Source organism: Amycolatopsis sp. 2-15, assembly GCF_030285625.1.
Taxonomy (GTDB): domain Bacteria; phylum Actinomycetota; class Actinomycetes; order Mycobacteriales; family Pseudonocardiaceae; genus Amycolatopsis; species Amycolatopsis carbonis.
In genome coordinates, this window is the sequence record NZ_CP127294.1 from 2,758,147 (window position 1) to 2,777,799 (window position 19,653).

Sequence of the window (19,653 nt, forward strand, 5' to 3'; positions counted from 1 at the left end):
GGGCGTGGTCCGGTCCGCGCGCCCTAGCGTCGGCAGGGTGCGAGTACTGATCACCGGCGGAGCCGGGTTCATCGGGTCCCACGTCGCGGACCGATTGGCCGACGCGGGCGACGAGGTCGTGGTGCTGGACACCCTCCTGCCCACCGCCCACGGCACGGCCACGCCGCCGGCCTACACGGGCCGCCACCGGTTCGTGCGCGGCGACGTCACGGACCCGGACGAGGTCGCCGAGCTGCTCCAGGGCATCGACGCGGTGTGTCACCAGGCCGCCGTCGTCGGACACGGGGTCGATCCGTCGGATGCGCCGTCGTACGCCCTGAACAACGACTACGGCACGGCGGTGCTGCTGGCCGGGATGCACGCCGCCGGCGTCCGCAAGCTCGTGCTGGCGTCATCGATGGTGGTCTACGGCGAGGGCCGCTACTCGTGCCCGCGCCACGGGATCGTGCCGCCCTCACCGCGGCGGCAGTCCGATGTGGACGCCGGCCGGTTCGAGCCCACGTGCGGCGACTGCGGCGGGGAGCTGCACTGGCAACTTGTGCCCGAAGGTGCACCACTTCTGCCCAGAAGTACTTACGCAGCAACGAAACTGGCGCAGGAGCACCTCGCCGGCGCGTGGGCGCGGCAGACCGGCGGCACGGTGTGGGCGTTGCGCTACCACAACGTGTACGGCCCGCGGATGCCGCAGAACACGCCGTATGCCGGGGTGGCGTCGTTGTTCCGTTCGTCGCTCGAGCGCGGTGAGGCGCCGACCGTACTGGAGGACGGGCGACAGCAACGGGATTTCGTCCACGTCCACGATGTCGCCCGCATCAACGCCTTGGCGCTGCACGCCGACGGGCCGAGCGGGGACATCACGCCACTCAACGTCTGCTCGGGTGATCCGCACACGGTGGGCGACCTCGCGCGGGAGCTGGCGCGTGCGTACGGCGGGCCGGAGCCGCGGATCGTCGGCGGCGCGCGCCCCGCGGACGTCCGGCACGTGGTCGCCGATCCCGCACTGGCCAGGAAATTTCTGGGGTTCACGGCGGAAACCACGTTCGAGGACGGCATCACCTCGTTCGCCACGGCGGAGTTGCGCGCGCCCGTCAGCGTCTGAGACCTCACTTGAGACGAAGGTCACTTCCCGGAATTATTTCCTGCCACCGTGATCTTGGTCGTGTGCATGCGGTCCATCGAGGTGGGGAACATCGAGATCCATGCGCTGGCCGACGGTCGGATCCGGCTGCCGGCGCCGTTCTTCCCGGGACTCGACGCGGGAAGATTTCCCGGCGCGTTCGCGGAAGACGGCACCGTCCACGTGCCCACGGGTGCGTTCCTCGTGCGCGGCAACGCCCGGACGATCCTCGTCGACGCGGGGCTCGGCCCGCGCGAGATCGAGTTCCCGGAGGGCCTGCGGCCCGACGACGGCGACATGGGCGCGGGCGGCGGCCTGCCCGTCGCGCTCGCCGAGGCCGGGTGCTCCCCGGCCGACATCGACACGGTTCTGTTGACGCACCTGCATTCCGACCACGTCGGCTGGCTGGCGCCGCAGGGGAAGCCGTATTTCCCGAACGCCACGGTGCACTACGGCACGCAGGACTGGGCCGAGCTCGTGGAGCCGGTCGGACGTCACGACTGGACGCGGATCGGGCTGGAAACCGTGCGCGGCCACGGACACCTGCGTGCGCTGAACGGGGCCGTGGAGATCGCGCCGGGTGTCACCGCGCGGCACGCGCCCGGGCACACGCCGGGCCACTACGTCGTGGACATCACCGCGGACGACCGTCGCGTCGTGTTGCTCGGCGACGTGCTGCACACGCCGGCGCAGCTGGTCGACTCGAACATCCGGTTCATCAGCGACAGCGATCCGTCGCTCGCGCTGCTGACGCGCCAGCAGTGGCTGCGGCAGGTCGCGGGAACCGACACGATCGTCGCGCCCGCGCACTTCCCGGGGATGCAGTTCTTCCGCGTGACCGCGGACCGGGTGGCGGAGCCGGTGGAGGCCGTCACCGTCGGCTGACCGCGTCCGTCCACTGTGGCCGGTCGGTCAGATGGTGGCGGCAACCTTGGCCAGCGGCAACCGGACCTCGAACCGGCAGCCGGGGCCGTGGTTGTGCACGCCGATGTGACCGCGGTGGGCTTCCACGAGGCCTTTGGCGATCGCCAGGCCGAGGCCACCGCCGGAGGTCGTGCCGCTGCGGTCGGGGGTGCGGGCCTGGGTGCCGCGGAAGGCGACCTCGAAGACGCGGCCGATCTCGTCGTCCGGGATGCCGCCGCAGGAGTCGTCGACGGCGAGGATGGCCTGGTCGCCGTCGATGCCGAGCTGTACGGCGACCGTGCCGTCGGGCGGGGTGTGGCGGATGGCGTTGGAGACGAGGTTGCGCACGATCCGGGCGAGCTCCGGGTCGCTGCCGGACACGACCGGCCACGCCTCGGCGTTCTCCAGTACGCGCACGCGTTTGCGCTCGGCCACGGGTGACTGCGCGGCGACCGCATCGCTCACGACGTCGCGAAGCGGCACGGCGGACATGGTGAGTTCCAGCGCTCCGGCGGTGATGCGGGAGAGTTCGAACAGGTCGCCCACCATGCCCGAGAGCCGCGTGGTCTCACCGCTGATGCGCTGCGCGTAGTCGGCGACCTCCGCGCGCTCGGAAACCACGCCGTCGGCCAGCGCCTCGGCCATGGCCTGGATGCCGGCGAGCGGGCTGCGCAGGTCGTGGCTGATCCAGGCGACGAGCTCGCGGCGGGACGCCTCGGCGGCGCGTTCGCGTTCACGCGCTTCGCGTTCCCACACGCTGCGGCGCGCGATGACACGGCCGAGCACGATCGCGGCCGGCACCGTCACCAAGGCGACGAGCAGGCAGACCAGCAGCTCCGTCATCAGGGCTTCGGTGAACATGAAGCCGCTGATGCCGATGACGCCGACGAGCAGGGCGATCACAGGGATGAGCACCAGGACTGTCATCGTGGTGGCCAGCGAGCGGTGGCGCAGCTTGTAGAGCACCAGCCCGCCCACCGCGGCCACCGGAAGCGCGAACAGCAGCGCGAACGGCAGGATGTGCAGGACGTGGCTGAGCATGTCCAGGGCGGATTCACCGGTGTTGATCATGACTGCTCCCGGTCGTAGCGGTAGCCGACGCCCCAGACGGTGGCGACCCGCGTCGGCTTGGCCGGGTCGCGTTCGATCTTTTCGCGCAGCCGTCGCACGTGGACGGTCACCGTGGACTGGTCGCCGAAGTCCCAGCCCCACACCTTCTCGAGCAGGTCGGCGCGGGAGAAGGCCACGCCCGGGTGGCCCAGGAAGAACGCGAGCAGGTCGAACTCGCGTGTGGTCAGCGGCAGTTCGGCGCCGCCGAGAGTGGCCTGGCGGGCGGTCATCTGCAGGCGCAGGTCGCCGTCGACGAGCTCGGGTGCCGGCGGCGTAGCGCGCGGCATGCGGGCTCGGCGCAGCACCGAGGCCACGCGCAGCGCCAGCTCCTTGGGGCTGAAGGGTTTGGTGACGTAGTCGTCGGCGCCCAGCTGGAGGCCGGCGATGCGGTTTTCCTCCTCGCCGAGGGCGGTGAGCATCACGATGGGCACGTGACTCACCTGGCGCAGGCGGCGGCACACCTCGAGGCCGTTGATGCCGGGCATCATCACGTCGAGCACCACGAGGTCGGGGTCGCGTTCGGCGAACAGCGCGAGGCCCGCGGCGCCGTCACCCGCGACGTCGACCGTGAAGCCGGCGACCTCGAGGTAGCGGCGGACGACGTCGCGCACCGTCTCGTCGTCGTCGACCACGAGCACGCGCCCGGCCTGGTCCTCCATGCCTCACCTCACCAGCTCGTCAGAAGAAGATGGTTGACCGCCAGCGCGGTCACCGCCTGCCCGGCCAGCCACCAGCGGCGGCCGGGTGCGGGCAGCAGGGCCGTCATCGGCAGCAGCCACGCGCCGAACGGTAGCCAGATGCGTTCCACCTCCGCCTTCGACAGGCCGGACACGTCGGCGAACACGATCGTGACCACGGCGGCGATGCCGAGCAGCAGCACCGGGTCGCGCAGCAGGCCGCGGCGCGACTCGGGCAGGAACGCCCCGGTGACCCCGCGGCGAGCGGCGGCGACCACCGCCGGGCCGGCAGCGACGGCGACGGCGGCCAGGTCGGCCCACACCCAGTACGAGTATGGCCGAAGCATGGCGATGCCCTGGTAGTAGCGCTCGACGACGAGGTGGTAACCATCGAGCCACCAGAAGCCGGCCAGCGCGAAGGCGGCCACCACGGCCAGCGCACCGACCACGGCGAGGGCGGCGGCGCGCCACTGGCGGCCCAGCACGGCGACAGCGAGCGCAACGAGGCCGAGCAGCACGAGGCCGTAGGAAAGGAAGGCGCCGAAGCCGAGGAGCACGCCCGACGCCAGCGCGGTGGGCACGGCGTAGCGGCGCCCGTGCATGAAGCCGGCGGCGGCCAGGGCGAGCAGGGCGATGCCGGTGGCCGTGACACCGGCGAAGAGGCCGTCGGCGGAGACACCCAGCCACACCGCACCCGGGGAGAGCACGGCGAACGGGAGCACGGCACGGGCCGCGCTCTGGCGGCCGAGCAGGGCGACCGTAGCCGGCACGGCGACGGCCACGAGGGCGGCGACCAGGATCACGGCGGCGGCGGCCCAGGCGCCGCCGCGCAGGCCCAGGTGGTCGAGCCAGACGAACACCAGGGTCGCGCCCGGTGGGTGGCCGGAGACGTGCGTGGTCCACGATTTCGGCTGGAAATCGAGGATGCGGGAGCTGAACTCGCGCAGGAAACGCGGGATGTCCGTGATGCCGGGCACCTCGTGGAGGTACTCCTGCGGGGTGGTCAGGCGGCCGGTGAAGCCGCGCGACCAGCCGTCGATCATGGCTAGGGAGAAGATCCAGGCGAGTGACGTCGCGTACCCGGCGGCGAGGGCGCGTCGCCAGGACAGCCGGGCCGCGACCGCGGGGCTCCACAGGACCACGGCGGCCGCGACCAGCACGGCGAACACCGAGCCCGGGCCCACGTGGGGCAGCCAGTGGGCGAAGATCGGCGCGGTGGGCGCATAGATCACCACGCCGGAGTCCGGCCGGTTGTAGTAGAGCCCGACTGCGGCCGCGGCGACGACCAGTGCGAGGGCGGCGCCGACCGCGATCACGTCGCCGCGCGTGCCGGCGCGGCGGGGCTCGGGTGGTGGCGCGGGCGGCTCGGCGAGCCGGGCAGCCGAAGTCGACTCGCTCATCGACCGCACGATAACCCCGGCCGAGGTCTCGCGCGGGCCTGAAAGACGCAGCCGTGAGAACTCGGTAAGAACTGGGTACGCGTCATGATTCGGTAAGCACCACAAGGGTTCTCGACCGTCCTTTACGGACCTACCGTACGCCTGTGAGCGATCTTCAGGTAGACGTCGTGCTCCCGTGCCTCGACGAGGCGGGGGCGCTGCCCGGTGTGCTGGCCGCGCTGCCGGCCGGATTCCGCGCGATCGTGGTGGACAACGGTTCGTCCGACGGCTCGCCCGACGTGGCGGCCGCGCTCGGCGCGAAGGTGGTGGACGAGCCCCGCCGCGGGTACGGCGCGGCCGTGCACGCGGGGCTCGAGGCCGCGACGGCGGACATCGTGTGTTTCGCCGACGCCGACGGTTCCCTCGACCTCGGTGACCTGCCGCGCCTAGTGGCCGCGGTGGAGGGCGGCGCAGACCTCGCCGTGGGGCGCCGGGTGCCGACGCACGCGGGTGTGTGGCCGTGGCACGCGCGGGCGGGCAACGCCGTGCTTTCACTGATGCTGCGAAGCCGCGGGCTGCCGGTGCGGGACATCGCGCCGCTGCGCGCAGCACGGCGGGACGCGTTGCTGAGGCTGGGCGTCACCGATCGCGCGTTCGGTTATCCGCTGGAGCTGCTGATCCGTGCGCAGCGGGCGGGCTGGCGGGTGCGGGAGTTCGACGTGGCCTACGGGGAGCGCGCGAAGGGCACGAAGTCGAAGGTGTCCGGGTCGGTGCGGGGCACGCTGCGCGCGGTCCGCGACTTCGGGCGGGTGCTGGCCCGATGAGTTCCCGGTTCTGCGTGCTCGTGGTCGCGAAGGCGCCAGTGCCCGGATTCGCGAAAACCCGCCTGTGCCCGCCCGCGACGGCGCGCCAGGCCGCGGAGATCGCCGCGGCGGCATTGCTGGACACGCTCGACGCCGTGTGCGCGACGCCGGGTGCGCTGCCCGTGGTCGCGATGACCGGCGACCTCGGCTCGGCCGCGCGCGGGAGCGAGATCGGCCGGTCGCTGCGGCGGGCGACGGTGATCGCCCAGCGGGGCTGGGACTTCGGGGCGCGGCTGGCCAACGCGCACGCCGACACGGCGTCGGTGCACGCCGGGCTGCCGGTGCTGCAGATCGGCATGGACACGCCGCAGGTGACGCCGCAGCTGCTGGGCGCGTCGATCGAGCCCGTGCTGCACGGCGTGCACGACGCGGTGCTGGGGCCGGCCGAAGACGGCGGCTGGTGGGGGCTCGGGCTCAGGGACCCGCACCACGCGCAGGTGCTGGCGGGCGTGCCGATGTCGCAAGAGGACACGGGCGTTCGCACGATTCGGGCGCTGGCTGGGGTCGGCCTGTCGCCTGGACCACTGCCGGAACTGTCTGATGTGGACACGATGGGTGACGCCGTGCGCGTGGCCGCGGAGGCGCCACGCGGGCGGTTCGCGGCGGCCGTGCGCGCGGTCGAAGGACGGGAAGTGGCGTGAGAAAACTGAGTACCGGCACGGAGTTCGACCGCGGGCTGCTGGGGCAGCGCTGCTGGCTGGAGCTCGCCAACGGCGACCGGGTCGACCTGCCCGTCGACCGCTGGACCGAGGGCTGCGACCTGGGCGACACCGTACTGCTCGACGCGTGCGACGGCCCGACGCTCGACATCGGCTGCGGCCCGGGCCGGCTCACGGCGGCGCTGGCGAAGCGCGGCGTGGTGGCGCTGGGAGTGGACACCTCGCCCACGGCCGTGCGGCTGACGCAGGAGCGGGGCGCGGTGGCGCTGCGGCGCGACGTCTTCCAGCCGCTGCCCGGCGAGGGGCGCTGGCACCACGCGTTGCTGGCCGACGGGAACATCGGCATCGGGGGCGACCCGCTCGTGCTGCTGGACCGGATGCGGGAGCTGATCGCGCCGGACGGAGACGTGCTGGTGGAGCTGGAGCCACCGGGCCGGGGCGTGCGGCGGGAGGCGGTGCGGCTGCTGCCGGGTTCGTCGGGTCCGTGGTTCGGCTGGGCGTGGGTCGGGGCCGACGCGATCGCGGAAGTGGCCATGCGCGTGGGGTTCCGCGTGGACTGGACCACGAGCCGGGGCCACCGCTGGTTCGCAAGGCTGGAGCAGGCATGACCGACGAGAAGCCCACCGAGGACACGCCGCCGGACGGCGACTGGGCCGAGAGCTCCGTGGACACCGAAGAGCACGCCGAAGAAGAGCCTTCGGCGCCGCAGGAACACCGGCTCGTCGCGGCGTGGAAGCGCTTCGACGAGCACGTGACCGGGGCGCAGGTGCGGTTCGGCGAGCGGGCCGCGCAGGCGCGGGCGGGTGCCGCGCGCGCGAAAGTGCGGGCGGAGCAAGCGAAAGCGCGCGTGGACGAGCGGATCGAGAAGCTGCCGATTCCGCGTGAGGAGCAGTTCAAGGGCGGGGCGCACGGCGAGCGCGTGACGGCGCGGATCGGCTCGCTGCTGGGGCTGGCGTTCCTCATCTGCTTCGTCACGGGCCTGCTCAGCCACCTGATCCAGCACCCGCCGGAGTGGTTCTTCTGGCCCAGCCGTCCAGTGTGGCTGTACCGGCTGACGCAGGGCGCGCACGTGATCTCGGGTATCGCGGCGATCCCGTTGCTGCTGGCGAAGCTGTGGAGCGTCTTCCCGAAGCTGTTCGAGCGGCCGTTGGTGAAGTCGTTGCCACACGCGCTGGAGCGGGTGTCGATCCTGGTGCTGTCGGGGTCGGCGTTCTTCGAACTGAGCTCGGGGTTGCTGAACGTCGCGCAGAACTACCCGTGGAACTTCTACTTCCCGGAAGTGCACTACGCGGTGGCGTGGGTGGCGATCGGGTCGGTGGTGGTGCACGTAGCGGTGAAGCTGCCGATCGTGCGGCGGGCGCTGACCCGCGAGACGGTGCCGGAAGAACAGCCCGACACGAAGTCTGCGGCTCAGCCGGAGGAACAGCCGGCCAAGAAGGCCGAGAAGAAGCCGGTGTACGGGTTCACCAGACGCGGTTTCCTGCGGACGACGTGGATCGCGACGGGCGTGGCGGTGCTGTCCACGGCGGGCGCGACCGTGCCGTGGCTGAAGGACGTCTCCGGGCTCTCGTGGAAGACCGACAAGGGCCTGCAGAAGCTGCCGGTGAACCGCACCGCCGTCGCGGCGCGCGTGACGCGGACGGCGGTCGACCCGAACTGGCGGCTGTCGGTGGTGACGCGGGGCGGGACGAAGCAGTTCACGCTGGCCGACTTGCGGGTGCTGCCGCAGGTGAGCGCCGACCTGCCGATCGCGTGCGTCGAGGGCTGGAGCCAGATGGCGAGCTGGCGCGGGATCTCGTTCCCCACGCTGTTGCGCGCGGTCGGCGCCGAGCCGGGTGCCCAGGTGCGCGTGTCGTCGCTCGACAAGACCGGCCTGTACGGCGCCAGCACGCTCCCGGGCGAGCACACGGCCGACGACCTGACCCTGCTGGCGCTGGAGCTCAACGGCGAGGTGCTCGACGTCGACCACGGCTACCCGTGCCGCGTGATCGCGCCGAGCCGTCCGGGTGTGCTCCAGACGAAGTGGGTCGAAAAGCTGGAGGTGCTGTGAAAATCATCCGGATCCTGCTCGCGCTGGCAGGCCTGGCGGCGCTCGGCTTCGGCGCGTCGCTGTTCGTCGACTACGCGGCGCCCGTGTGGCCGGAGAGCTTCAAGACCGTGCTGTGGATCGGCGGCGGCCCGATCGTCAACGACGCCGTGTTCGCGCCGGTGGCGGGTGTGCTGGGCCTGCTGCTCGCGCGGGTGCTGCCGGCGGCGTGGCGGGCGCCCGTGCAGGTGGGGGCGGTGCTGACAGCCGTGCTCGGGTTCATCGCGTTCCCGTTGCTGTGGCGCACCTACGGCGTCATCCCCAAGCCGGGCCTGCACGACGGCAACACGTGGGCGGGGCTGCTGCTGACGCTGGCGGTGGTATGGGCCGTCGTGATCCTGACCGGGGTGGCCCGCACCGTGCTGGCGCAGCGGAAACCGCGCCGTCCCGCGGCGAAGGGCGTTGCCGCGCAGTAGGCCGGGAAGACGCCGGAGACCTCTCCGTACCGCCTCCGACTCGGTACGGAGAGGTCTCCGTGCGGGGGGTGAGGTGCCCACAGGTTGCACGGGCTAAACATCGATTCCCCACGAATTTTCCTTACTGGGCAAAAGTTCCTGGTCACAGTCCCGGGAATCACGAAGGAATCTTCCGGACAACGCAGCCGGCCGCGCCCGAAGCGCTGTGAGCCGGGTGCCGCCATGCCGCTCACAGTGACCGACGAGCGTGTGGCCAACGGTTTTCGAGCTGCCGAGCGCATCTGCCTGCGACGACCGGGGAATCAGCTCGGGGAGTTCCGCCGCGAACTGGTCCTGGCAGTAACCGTCAACCGTCGCGAGGCCACCACCGGAGGCCGAGGCTGTCGAATGCGTCGGCAACGCAAACGGCCACGCGCGACCGGCATCAAGTGCCCGGTCGCGCGTGGCCTTCAAGGGTCCGGCCCCTGCCCAGGGGGTCAGGCCGTGGTTGGTCTCGGCCGCGTCCGCGGCCGAGCGATCAGTTCGCCGGCACGGGCTGGCCGCCCAGGGTCACCTGCACGGTGCGGCCGCCGGAGAGGGTGAACGTCGCCTTCTCGTCGGGGGCGCGGGTGCGGATGGCCGCGACGAGCGTGTCTGCGCTGTCGATGGCGCGGTCGTCGATCTTCGTGACGATGTCGCCCGACTTCAGGCCGGCCTTCTCGGCGGGGCTGCCAGGCGTGATGTCGCCAAGCTGTGCGCCGCCCTGCGGAGCGTCGGTGACCTTGGCGCCGATGAACGTCTGCGTGGCGTGGCCGGTGTTGATGATGTCGTTGGCCGTGCGGCGCGCCTGGTCGATCGGGATGGCGAAACCGATGCCGACGTTGCCGCCCTGCGACGCACCGCCCTGGCCACCCTGCCCGTTGTTGGGGCTGTAGATGGCCGAGTTGATGCCGATGACCTGGCCGTTCATGTTCGCGAGCGGGCCACCGGAGTTGCCGGGGTTGATCGCGGCGTCGGTCTGGATGGCGTCCATGACCGTGGTCTGGTCGGTCTCGTCGCCGCCGGCCTGCACCGGCCGGTGCAGGGAGCTGACGATGCCGGAGGTGACCGTGCCGCTGAGCTCGAACGGCGAGCCGATGGCGACCACCGGCTGACCGACGCGCAGGTCGTCGGACCGGCCGAGCTCGACCGGCTTCAGGCCGCTCACGCCGCTGACCTTCACCACCGCGATGTCGGTCGTCGGGTCGCGGCCGACGACGCTCGCGGCGGCCTTCTTGCCGTCCTGGAACACGGCCTGGATCTGGCCGCCGTTGGCGGCGACCTCGACCACGTGGTTGTTGGTGAGGATGTAGCCGTCGGTGCTGAGCACGAACCCGGAACCCTCGCCCGCGGCCGTGCGGCCGGAGACCTGCAGCTCGACGACGCTCGGCGACAGCTTCTGCGCCACGGATTCGATGGAGCCGGACGGCGCGTTGCCCGTCTGCTGCGCGGGCTTCGGCTGGTCGAGGGCGTTGACCGACGGGCCGGACGAGCCGCCCGTGAGGTAGCCGACGGTGCCGCCCGCGACGCCGCCGATGACGAGCGCGATCGCGGCGACGCCCGCCAGCAGCTTGCCCGGGCCGGACTTCTTGGGCGCGGGAGCCGGGGGAACGCTGTACGTGCCCGGGGCGGCGTACTGCTGCTGCGTCGTGCCGCCGGTGGGCGGGTACGGGTTGTTGTAGCCCATCGGACCGGTCTGCGCGCCCTGCGCGGACCACGGGTTCGCCGTGGCGTACCCGGGGTTCTGCTGCGCCTGCTCGCCGTAGGTGGGCTGCTCGCCGGAGGCGGGCGCGGGCGCGGGTGACGCGCCGGGGGCGGTGGGCTGACTCCAGGCCGCCTGACCCTCGGTGCCCGGCTGGGCACCCGGGTTCTGGCGACCCGCCGCGGAGTCGTGCGCGTGGGGGTCGTTCTCGGTCATATCCTCACCTAAGCGGCCGGGCCTGAGAGGTTCCTGAGCCGAACCTGTGTTTCGGAGATGAGTATGCCGCGCCCGGTAACTCAGCCCGCTGCGCGAAGGCGCTCCGCGATCTGCTCGGGCGTCGCGTCGTTGATCCACACGGCCATGCCGGACTCGGACCCCGCGAGGTACTTGAGCTTGTCCTTGGCCCGCAACACGGAGAACAGCTCGAGGTGCAGCCACGCCAGGTCGCGGTCGCGCCGCACGGGTGCCTGGTGCCACGCGGCGATGTAGGGCAACGGGCGGTCGTAGAGCGCGTCGCAGCGGCGCAGCACGTCGAGGTACACGCGGGCGAAGTCGTCGCGCTCGGCGTCGGTGAGCGCGGGGATGTCGGGCACCTGGCGGTGCGGCACGACCTGGATGTGCACGGGCCAGCGCGCGGCCGGGGGCACGAACGCCGTCCAGTGCTCGCCTTCCACGAGCACGCGCGCGCCGGATTTCTGCTCCGCTGCCAGCACGTCGCCCATCACCGGGCGGCCGTGTTCTTCGCGGTACGCGCGCGCGACGTCGAGCATCCGCTCGGTTTTGGGCGTGACGAAGGGGTAGCCGTAGATCTGGCCGTGGGGGTGCGAGAGCGTCACGCCGATCTCTTCGCCGCGGTTTTCGAACGGGTAGACCTGCTCGACGCCCGGGGTCTCACCCAGTGCGAGTGTGCGGTCGGCCCACGCGTCCACGACCAGGCGCACGCGTTCGGGGCTCAGCTGGGAGAACGAGCCGCCGTGGTCGCTGGAGAAGCACACGACCTCGCAACGCGCGCGGCCCGGCGCCGTCGGTACGAGGCCAAGATCGTCCACAGTGGACGGATCGCCGTGCGCGTTCTGGGAGAACGAGGGGAACCGGTTCTCGAACACGACCACGTCGTAGTCCGGTTCCGGAATCTCGGTGGGGCGCCCCGGCGTGGTCGGGTCGAGCGGGCACAGGTCGGCCGGCGGCTTGTACGTGCGCGTCTGCCGGTGCGCGGCCATGGCCACCCACTCGCGGGTCAGCGGGTCGAGGCGGATCTCCGACGCCGCGGCCACCGGCGGGAGGTCGCGGGTGTCCTCGGCGGTGCGCTCGTGCTCGCCGTCGTGGTCGAAGTAGATGATCTCCCGGCCGTCCGCCAGGTGTCGCAAGGTGCGTTTCACGCGTCTTCTGCCTCGAGGTTCTCCGCCGTTTCGGCGATCATCAGTTCTCCGACCCGCTCGGTGAGGGTCTCCCTCGCCGAGTCGGGAAGTCCGTCGTCGGTCACCACCACGTGGGCCTCTTCGAGGTCGGCGATCGTGGAGATGCCGACGATGCCCCACTTCGTGTGGTCGGCGAGCACCACCAGCCGACGGCCGGCCTCCACGAGCGCGCGGTCGGTTTCGCTCTCGGTGAGGTTCGGGGTGGTGAAACCGGCGCCTTCGGCCATGCCGTGCACGCCGAGGAAAACGAGGTCCAGGTGCAGGGAGCGCAGGCTGTGCACGGCGACCGGGCCGACGAGCGCGTCGGACGGCGTGCGCACGCCGCCGGTGAGCACGACCGTGCGGTCGGGTTGCGTGGAGGCGCGCAGTACGTCGGCGACCTGGATGGAGTTGGTGACGATGGTCAGCCCCGGAATGGGGTCGAGCGCGCGGGCCAGCGTCCACGTGGTGGTGCCGGCGGACAGGCCGATCGCGGTGCCGGGCTTCACCAGGCCGGCGGCGAGCTCGGCGATGGCCTCCTTCTGCGCGCGCTGGCGCACGGACTTCGCCTCGAAGCCGGGCTCGTCGGTGCTCTTGCCGACCACCGACGTCGCGCCGCCGTAGACCTTCTCGACCAGGCCGCGGCCGGCGAGCACGTCGAGGTCGCGGCGCACCGTCATGTCGGACACGCCGAGCCGCGCGACGAGGTCACTGACCCGGACCGCACCGGTCCGGCGTGCCTCCTCGAGGATCACCGCCTGTCGCTGACGTGCGAGCACCGCCACTCCTCAAGCACGAACCATCAACCACACAAAATCCTACACGATCAAACATGCGGTGTGCGGGACGTGCCACCCGGGGCATCCCCCGGACGGGCGAGGAGTCAGCCGGGGGCGCCCGGCAGCCGGATCGTGAGGAGCGCACCACCTTCCGGGGCGTGCATGGCGTAGACCGCGCCGCCGTGGCGTTCGGCGGCCTGCTTCACGATCGACAGGCCGAGGCCGGAACCCGGCAGCGTACGGGCTTCCGAGGAGCGGTAGAAGCGGTCGAACACCTTGGGCAGGTCCTCCTCGGCGATGCCCGGGCCGGAGTCGGCCACCTCGACCACGGCCGTGCCGTCGCCGAGCGGCCGCAGCGTCACCCGCACGCGCGAACCGGACGGCGAGAACTTGACGGCGTTGTCCAGCAGGTTGAGCACGGCCCGTTCGAGCGAGCTGTTGTCCCCGGTCAGGACCCACGGCTGCAGGTCCACTTCGAACTCGATGTCCCCGGCGCGGCGACGGGCGCGGTCGAGGGCGCGCTCGACGACGTCGACCAGCTCGACGCGCTCGGTCTGCTCACGCGGCTCGTCCTGGCGGGCGAGCTCCACGAGGTCGCCGATGAGCTGGGTGAGCTCGTCGAGCTGCCCGCGGATGTCGGCCTCGATGTCGGCGCGGTCCTCCTCCGGCAGCGAGCGGGCGCCCGGCCGGCTGGCCGAGAGCAGCAGCTCCAGGTTGGTGCGCAAGGAAGTCAGCGGGGTGCGCAGCTCGTGACCGGCGTCGGCGACGAGCTGGCGTTGCCGTTCCTGGGAGTCGGCGACCGTGCCGAGCATCGTGTTGAAGCTTTGCGTGAGGCGGGCGAGCTCGTCGTCACCGCTCACGGGAATCGGCCGCAGGTCGCCGGTGGCGGCGACGCGCTCGGCGGCCGACGTCAGCCGGTCGACCGGCCGCAGCCCGGTGCGCGCGACGGCCGTGCCGGCCCCCGCGGCGACCACGATCCCGGCGCCGCCCACGAGGAAGAGGACAACGGCCAGCTCGTTGAGCGTGCGTTTCGTGGGCTCCATCGACTGCGCGAGCACCATGGCCTCGCCGTGCCCCGACGGCAGAGCGACCACCCGCGTATCGGTGGCGACGTCGGTGCGCAGCGACCTCGGCGACTGTCCCGTGGCCACGTCCAGCTCGAGCGGCCCGTATGGCGGCGGCGAGCCGGCCTGCGGGTAGATGAGCTTGTTGCTGTAGGCGTTGAGCTGCCCGATCTGCAGGTCGGCGCTCGCGAGGAACGCACCGGGCACCTGCTCGAGCTGCGTCTGCACCGGCGGCGAGTTCACCGCCGCCTGGGCGCGCGCGAGCAGGTTGTTGTCGAGCTGCTGGTAGAGGTTGCTCGACACGATCATGTACGCGCCCAGCGACACGAGCGCCACGGCGCCGGCCACGCAGGCGGCGGCCAGCAGCGTCACGCGGCCGCGCAGCGAGAAGCGGCGGGTGCCCCAACGGTCGCCGCGCGGGTCGGTGACGTCGACGGTCGGCACAGCGGTGCTCGCGGGGGCGTCGGTCACGGCGGAGTTTCGCGCAGGACGTAGCCCACTCCCCGCACCGTGTGGATCAGCCTCGGTTCGTTGCCCGCTTCCGTCTTGCGACGCAAATAGCCGACGTAGACCTCCAGCGCGTTGCCCGACGTCGGGAAGTCGTAACCCCATACTTCCTCCAGAATCCTTCCGCGGGTCAGCACGTGCTTGGGGTACGAGAGGAACAACTCGAGCAGCGCGAACTCGGTACGGGTGAGGCTGATCTCGCGGCCACTCCGGCGGACTTCGCGAGTGCCGGGGTCCAGCGTGAGGTCGGCGAACGACAGCACCTCGCTCGTCTCGCCCTGCTGGTTGTCCGGCACGGCGCGGCGCAGCAGCGCGCGCAGGCGGGCGAGCAGTTCTTCCAGGGCGAACGGTTTGGGCAGGTAGTCGTCGGCGCCGGCGTCGAGACCGGAGACCCGGTCGGAGACGGTGTCGCGGGCGGTCAGCACGAGGATGGGCAGATCGTCGCCGGTGCTGCGCAGGCGGCGGGCCACCTCGAGCCCGTCGAGGCGCGGCATCATCACGTCCAGCACCATCGCGTCCGGCCGGTTCGCGATGATCGTCTCCAGGGCCTGCGCACCGTCGCTGGCGAGCTCGACGGTGTACCCGTTGAACTCCAGGGACCGCCTGAGCGACTCACGGACGGCTCGATCGTCGTCCACCACAAGGATGCGCATGACGCCAGTCTTACGCAGAGTGCTGAGACCCGCCTAAGAACACACGCAGAACTCACAAAGAGTCGGTATCACCAGGCCGGGCCACGGGCGCGTTCCAGTGCCGCCACAGAGCCACCAGCCGAATCGTTACCACCACCGCCGCCGCGACAACCGTCACCGCACCCGACGGCAGTGGCAGAGCGTGACCGATCGCGACGAGCACCGCCCCGGCGAGCGCGGCGACGGCGTAGATCTCCTTGCGCAGGACGAGCGGGATCTCGCGCAGCAGCAGGTCACGCAGTGCGCCGCCGCCGATGCCGCTCGTCATGCCGATCAAGCACGCGGCGTAGGCAGTGGCGCCGGCGTTGAGCGCGATCGTCGTGCCGGCCGTCGCGAACACGCCCAGGCCCAGCGCGTCGGCGAGCAGCACCGCGCGCCTCAGCCGCGCGACCTGGGGGTGAAACGCGAACACGATCAGCGCCGTCGCCGCGCAGACGGCGAGGTACGGCCAGTTCCGCAACGTCGTCGGCGGGTGGATGCCGAGGAGGACGTCGCGGATGATGCCGCCGCCCAGCGCCGTGGTGAGACCGACGACGATCACGCCGAACACGTCGAGGCGCGCCCGGACGGCGGCCAGCGCCCCGGACGCCGCGAACGCCACCAGCCCGAGCAGCTCGAGCGCGGTGAGCACCATCCGCTACTGGTCGAGCAGCCCGCCGCGGTAGGCCAGCAGCGCGGCCTGCACGCGGTTGGCGGCGCCGATCTTGGAGAGCACCGCGGACACGTATCCCTTCACCGTGGCCTCCGACAGGTGCAGCCGCCCGCCGATCTCCGCGTTCGACAACCCCTGTCCGATCAGCGCGACCACCTCGCGCTCCCGTTCCGAGAGCGAGGCGAGGAGCTTGCGCGCCGGCTGCGCGGCCCGCTGCTCGTCGCGATGGGACTGGACCATGCGCGCCGCCACGCCCGGGTCCAGCACGGCGCCGCCTTTGGCCAGGTCACGGATGGCGCGCAGGAGAGCCGAGGGGTCAATGTCCTTCAGCAGGAAGCCGTTGGCGCCGAGCCGCAGCGCGAGGCTCACGTACTCGTCGATGTCGAACGTCGTCAGCATCGCGACCATGGGCGGGTCCGGCAGCGCGAGGATGGCCCGCAGCGCGCGAATCCCGTCGTCGGGCGCGCGCATCTTGATGTCGAGCAGCGCCACGTCGGGGTGATAGCGCCGCGCCACCTCCACCGCGGATCTGCCGTCGCTCGCCTCACCCACGATCTCGATGTCCGCGGCCCCGGACATCATGGCGCGCAGGCCCGAACGAACCAGTTCCTCGTCGTCCGCGAACATGAGCTTGATCAACGAAGCCCTCCGGCAGCCGGTGGTCGAAGCGGCTCCCCGCTTCCCGTTTAGGAAGATTACCTACTGTTGTTCAAGGTTTCGAAACAAGACACGACCAGGTGATGCCACTGGTCCGGCCGGTCCGTGATCGTGCTGGTCCCCGCCTACCTGGGTCCCCCACACGGGCGGGTCCGGTCGTCGGTTGACCCACAGCCGTGAGCTTCACAGGTGGGTGTCCAGACCGGACGGATGCGGCGGAAGAGCAAGTACTCCTCCCGCCCCTTCCAACCTATAGCGCACCCCCGCACTTGTGGCAAGACCCCGGTCGTCGTTCACAATCGTCCGCCTCGGCCGGAATTCTCCGGCCATGGAAAACGGGGGACGAAGAGTGGGCGTAACCGAGCTCGTGCTGGATTTCGGAGAGATCGACCGGAGCCAGGTCGACCTCGCCGGAGGCAAGGGTGCGCACCTGGGGGAGCTATCGCGGATCGAGGGCGTGCTGGTGCCGCCCGGGTATTGCGTGACGACACGTGCTTTTCGGCAGGTGCTGGCGGAGGTGCCGGCGTTCGAGAGCGCGCTGGACCGCCTGGCCCGGCTGGATCCCGACGACCGGGACCCGATCGCGGAGCTGAGCGCGCAGATCCGTGCGGTCGTTTCCGCGGCAGCCGTTCCGGACGACGTGGCGGCCGCGCTGATCGCGCCGGTGGAGCCGGGAGCCGCCTACGCCGTGCGCTCCAGCGCGACGGCTGAAGACCTGCCGACGGCCTCGTTCGCCGGCCAGCAGGACACGTACCTGAACGTCGTCGGGCCGGCGGCGGTCCGCGAGCACATCCGGCTCTGCTGGGCCTCGCTGTTCACCGACCGGGCCGTGACCTACCGTCTGCGCAACGGTTTCGACCACCGCCGGGTCCACATGGCCGTGGTGGTGCAGCGGATGGTGCTGTCGGAGGCGTCCGGGATCCTGTTCACGGCCGACCCGATCACGTCGAACCGGAAGGTCACGACCGTCGACGCCGGGTTCGGCCTCGGCGAAGCGCTCGTCTCCGGGCTGGTGAACGCCGACAGCTACCGGGTGCGCGAAGGGGAAATCGTCGAGAAGACGGTGTCGGCCAAGCAGCTCGCCATCCACGCGGTGCCCGGCGGCGGCACCCGGGAGGACACGATCGCGCCGGAGGAGCAGGAGCGCCCGGCGCTGACCGACGAGCAGGTGCTGGAGCTGGAACGGCTGGGCCGCCGCATCGAAGCGCAGTTCGGCCGGCCCCAGGACATCGAGTGGTGCCTGGCCGACGGCGAGTTCCAGGTCGTGCAGAGCCGGCCGATCACCACGCTGTTCCCGATCCCGCCTGCCGCCGACGAGGGCAACCACGTCTACCTCTCGGTCGGGCACCAGCAGATGATGACCGACGCGATGCGGCCGCTCGGCCTGTCCGTGTGGCAGCTGACCACGCCGCGGCCCATGGCGGAGGCGGGCAGCCGGCTGTTCGTCGACGCCACCCCCGGCTTGGCGACGAAGGCCGGGCGCGCCGGGTACCTGGAGATGATGGGGGCGTCCGATCCGCTGATGCGCGACGCGCTGCAGACCGTGCTCGACCGCGGTTTCCTGCCGGAGCCGACCGAAGGCGGCGCCGCTCCCCTGCCGTTCGGCGTCGCACCCGAGCCGATCGAGACGAACCCCGCGATCGTCCACGGGCTGATCGCGGAGAGCAAAGCGTCGCTGGCCGCGCTCGAGCGTGATATCCGGGAGAAACGCGGTGCGGAGTTGTTCGACTTCATCCTCGCGGATCTGCAGGAACTGCGGCGGCTGTTGTTCAACCCGCACAGTCACCAGGCGATCATGGCCGGAATGGACGCGACGACGTGGCTGAACGAACACCTGCACGAATGGCTGGGCGAGGAGAACGCCGCCGACACGCTCTCGCAGTCCGCGCCCGACAACGTCTCGTCGGAAATGGGCCTCGCCCTGCTGGATGTCGCCGATGTCCTCCGCCCGCACGCAAAGGTGGTGGCGTTTCTCCGGACCGTGCGGAACGAGGGCTTCCTGGACGAACTTCCCGAGTTGCCGGGCGGAAGTGAAGCACGGGACGCGATCCTGGCGTATCTCGACACTTATGGCATGCGGTGCGTCGGCGAAATCGACATCACACGGCCGCGGTGGAGCGAACGTCCCAGCACGCTGCTGCCCGTGTTGCTCGGCAACGTCGACAACTTCGAACCCGGGGCGGCCCGGCGGCGTTTCGACCAAGGGCTGCGGGAAGCCGGGCAGAAAGAACAGGAACTGCTGGAGCGTTTGCGGATTCTGCCCGACGGCGCGCGAAAAGCCGAAGAGACCAAGGCGATGATCGACCGGCTGCGCACCTTTGTCGGCTACCGTGAATACCCCAAGTACGGGATGATCAGCCGCTATTTCCAGTACAAGAAGGCGCTGCTGGCCGAGGCCGAACGGCTCGTCGAGGCCGGTGTGCTCGAGGCGCCGGAGGACAGCTTTTCGCTGCGGTTCCAGGAACTGCACGAGGTCGCCCGCACCGGAGTCGCCGACGCGGACCTCATCCGCCGGCGCAAGGAACAGTTCGAGGCCGACCAGGCGCTCACCCCGCAGCGGGTGCTCACCTCCGAGGGCGAAACCGTCTCCGGGAGCTACCGGCGTTCGGACGCACCGGCCGGGGCGCTGCCCGGCCTGCCGGTGTCCACCGGCACGGTCGAGGGCCGCGCCCGCGTCGTCCTGGACCTCGCCGAAGCCGACCTGGACGCGGACGACATCCTCGTGACCGCCTACACCGACCCCAGCTGGTCACCGGTGTTCGTGACGATCGCCGGCCTGGTCACGGAGGTCGGCGGCCTGATGACCCACGGCGCGGTCGTCGCCCGCGAATACGGCCTGCCCGCCGTCGTCGGCGTCAACCAGGCCACCCGGCTGATCCGCGACGGGCAGCGGATCCGCGTGAACGGCACCAACGGCTACGTCGAGCTCCTCGACTGACGCCCGGCCGTCGGGGATCACCCGATCCCCGACGGCC

General features: G+C 71.3%; 18 protein-coding genes. 8 read left to right on the plus strand and 10 right to left on the minus strand.

Annotation, left to right across the window (positions count from 1 at the left end; translation table 11 throughout):
- Nucleotides 1–37: 37 nt before the first annotated feature.
- Together QRX50_RS13485 and QRX50_RS13490 are read left to right on the plus strand one after the other, a co-directional pair.
- Complete coding sequence (locus QRX50_RS13485; protein WP_285972278.1) at nt 38–1,099, plus strand: NAD-dependent epimerase/dehydratase family protein; 1,062 nt, start codon at nt 38–40, stop codon at nt 1,097–1,099.
- Nucleotides 1,100–1,147: 48 nt separating this feature from the next.
- The gene (locus QRX50_RS13490) at nt 1,148–2,002 is read left to right on the plus strand and encodes an MBL fold metallo-hydrolase (protein WP_285972279.1); all 855 of its coding nucleotides are present in this window, start codon (nt 1,148–1,150) and stop codon (nt 2,000–2,002) included.
- A gap of 27 nt (nt 2,003–2,029) precedes the next feature.
- Here QRX50_RS13490 and QRX50_RS13495 read toward each other — a convergent pair whose 3' ends face one another.
- The 3 genes from QRX50_RS13495 to QRX50_RS13505 are packed head-to-tail and all read right to left on the minus strand — an operon-like array spanning nt 2,030 to nt 5,207.
- Nucleotides 2,030–3,091: a sensor histidine kinase gene (locus QRX50_RS13495; protein WP_285972280.1), complete on the minus strand. Its 1,062-nt coding sequence runs from the start codon at nt 3,089–3,091 to the stop codon at nt 2,030–2,032.
- Complete coding sequence (locus QRX50_RS13500) at nt 3,088–3,789, minus strand: response regulator transcription factor (protein ID WP_285972281.1); 702 nt, start codon at nt 3,787–3,789, stop codon at nt 3,088–3,090. Before QRX50_RS13500 ends, QRX50_RS13495 begins: the two co-directional genes overlap by 4 nt.
- A gap of 8 nt (nt 3,790–3,797) precedes the next feature.
- Nucleotides 3,798–5,207, minus strand: a complete 1,410-nt coding sequence (locus QRX50_RS13505) for a hypothetical protein (protein WP_285972282.1) — start codon at nt 5,205–5,207, stop codon at nt 3,798–3,800.
- A 143-nt stretch (nt 5,208–5,350) separates the two neighbouring features.
- Between QRX50_RS13505 and QRX50_RS13510 the strand changes: the two genes are divergently transcribed.
- The 5 genes from QRX50_RS13510 to QRX50_RS13530 all read left to right on the plus strand — a co-directional run bounded on the left by QRX50_RS13510 (nt 5,351) and on the right by QRX50_RS13530 (nt 9,210).
- A complete protein-coding gene (locus QRX50_RS13510; RefSeq protein ID WP_285972283.1) occupies nt 5,351–6,010 on the plus strand; it encodes a glycosyltransferase family 2 protein in 660 nt (219 codons plus the stop codon).
- Nucleotides 6,007–6,690 (plus strand): TIGR04282 family arsenosugar biosynthesis glycosyltransferase, encoded by a 684-nt coding sequence (locus tag QRX50_RS13515; protein ID WP_285972284.1) that lies wholly within the window; start codon nt 6,007–6,009, stop codon nt 6,688–6,690. The genes QRX50_RS13510 and QRX50_RS13515 overlap by 4 nt, the downstream gene beginning before the upstream one ends.
- A complete protein-coding gene (locus QRX50_RS13520; RefSeq protein ID WP_285972285.1) occupies nt 6,687–7,316 on the plus strand; it encodes a class I SAM-dependent methyltransferase in 630 nt (209 codons plus the stop codon). The genes QRX50_RS13515 and QRX50_RS13520 overlap by 4 nt, the downstream gene beginning before the upstream one ends.
- Nucleotides 7,317–7,576: 260 nt before the next feature.
- The gene (locus QRX50_RS13525; RefSeq protein WP_434533337.1) at nt 7,577–8,758 is read left to right on the plus strand and encodes a molybdopterin-dependent oxidoreductase; all 1,182 of its coding nucleotides are present in this window, start codon (nt 7,577–7,579) and stop codon (nt 8,756–8,758) included.
- On the plus strand, nt 8,755–9,210 hold the full coding sequence (locus tag QRX50_RS13530; protein ID WP_285972286.1) for a hypothetical protein: 456 nt from the start codon (nt 8,755–8,757) through the stop codon (nt 9,208–9,210). Before QRX50_RS13525 ends, QRX50_RS13530 begins: the two co-directional genes overlap by 4 nt.
- Nucleotides 9,211–9,727: 517 nt before the next feature.
- On the opposite strand, the gene QRX50_RS13535 is transcribed toward QRX50_RS13530, so the two are convergent.
- From QRX50_RS13535 to QRX50_RS13565, 7 genes are all read right to left on the minus strand, one after another.
- A complete protein-coding gene (locus QRX50_RS13535) occupies nt 9,728–11,146 on the minus strand; it encodes a S1C family serine protease (RefSeq protein WP_285972287.1) in 1,419 nt (472 codons plus the stop codon).
- Nucleotides 11,147–11,226: 80 nt separating this feature from the next.
- Nucleotides 11,227–12,309, minus strand: a complete 1,083-nt coding sequence (galT, locus tag QRX50_RS13540; protein ID WP_285972288.1) for a galactose-1-phosphate uridylyltransferase — start codon at nt 12,307–12,309, stop codon at nt 11,227–11,229.
- The gene (locus tag QRX50_RS13545) at nt 12,306–13,106 is read right to left on the minus strand and encodes a DeoR/GlpR family DNA-binding transcription regulator (RefSeq protein ID WP_285972289.1); all 801 of its coding nucleotides are present in this window, start codon (nt 13,104–13,106) and stop codon (nt 12,306–12,308) included. The genes galT and QRX50_RS13545 overlap by 4 nt, the downstream gene beginning before the upstream one ends.
- Before the next feature lie 104 nt (nt 13,107–13,210).
- Entirely contained in the window at nt 13,211–14,614 is a 1,404-nt protein-coding gene (locus QRX50_RS13550; RefSeq protein WP_434533338.1) for a HAMP domain-containing sensor histidine kinase, read from the minus strand.
- Nucleotides 14,615–14,637: 23 nt separating this feature from the next.
- Nucleotides 14,638–15,330, minus strand: coding sequence for a response regulator transcription factor (locus tag QRX50_RS13555; protein WP_285972291.1), 693 nt, complete (start codon nt 15,328–15,330; stop codon nt 14,638–14,640).
- A 52-nt stretch (nt 15,331–15,382) separates the two neighbouring features.
- Nucleotides 15,383–16,003, minus strand: coding sequence for a trimeric intracellular cation channel family protein (locus QRX50_RS13560; protein WP_285972292.1), 621 nt, complete (start codon nt 16,001–16,003; stop codon nt 15,383–15,385).
- Nucleotides 16,004–16,006: 3 nt separating this feature from the next.
- On the minus strand, nt 16,007–16,660 hold the full coding sequence (locus QRX50_RS13565) for a response regulator (protein WP_220244425.1): 654 nt from the start codon (nt 16,658–16,660) through the stop codon (nt 16,007–16,009).
- A 367-nt stretch (nt 16,661–17,027) separates the two neighbouring features.
- On the opposite strand from QRX50_RS13565, the gene rph reads away from it, so the two are divergent.
- Nucleotides 17,028–19,616, plus strand: coding sequence for a rifamycin-inactivating phosphotransferase (rph, locus tag QRX50_RS13570; RefSeq protein ID WP_285972293.1), 2,589 nt, complete (start codon nt 17,028–17,030; stop codon nt 19,614–19,616).
- Nucleotides 19,617–19,653: the final 37 nt, after the last annotated feature.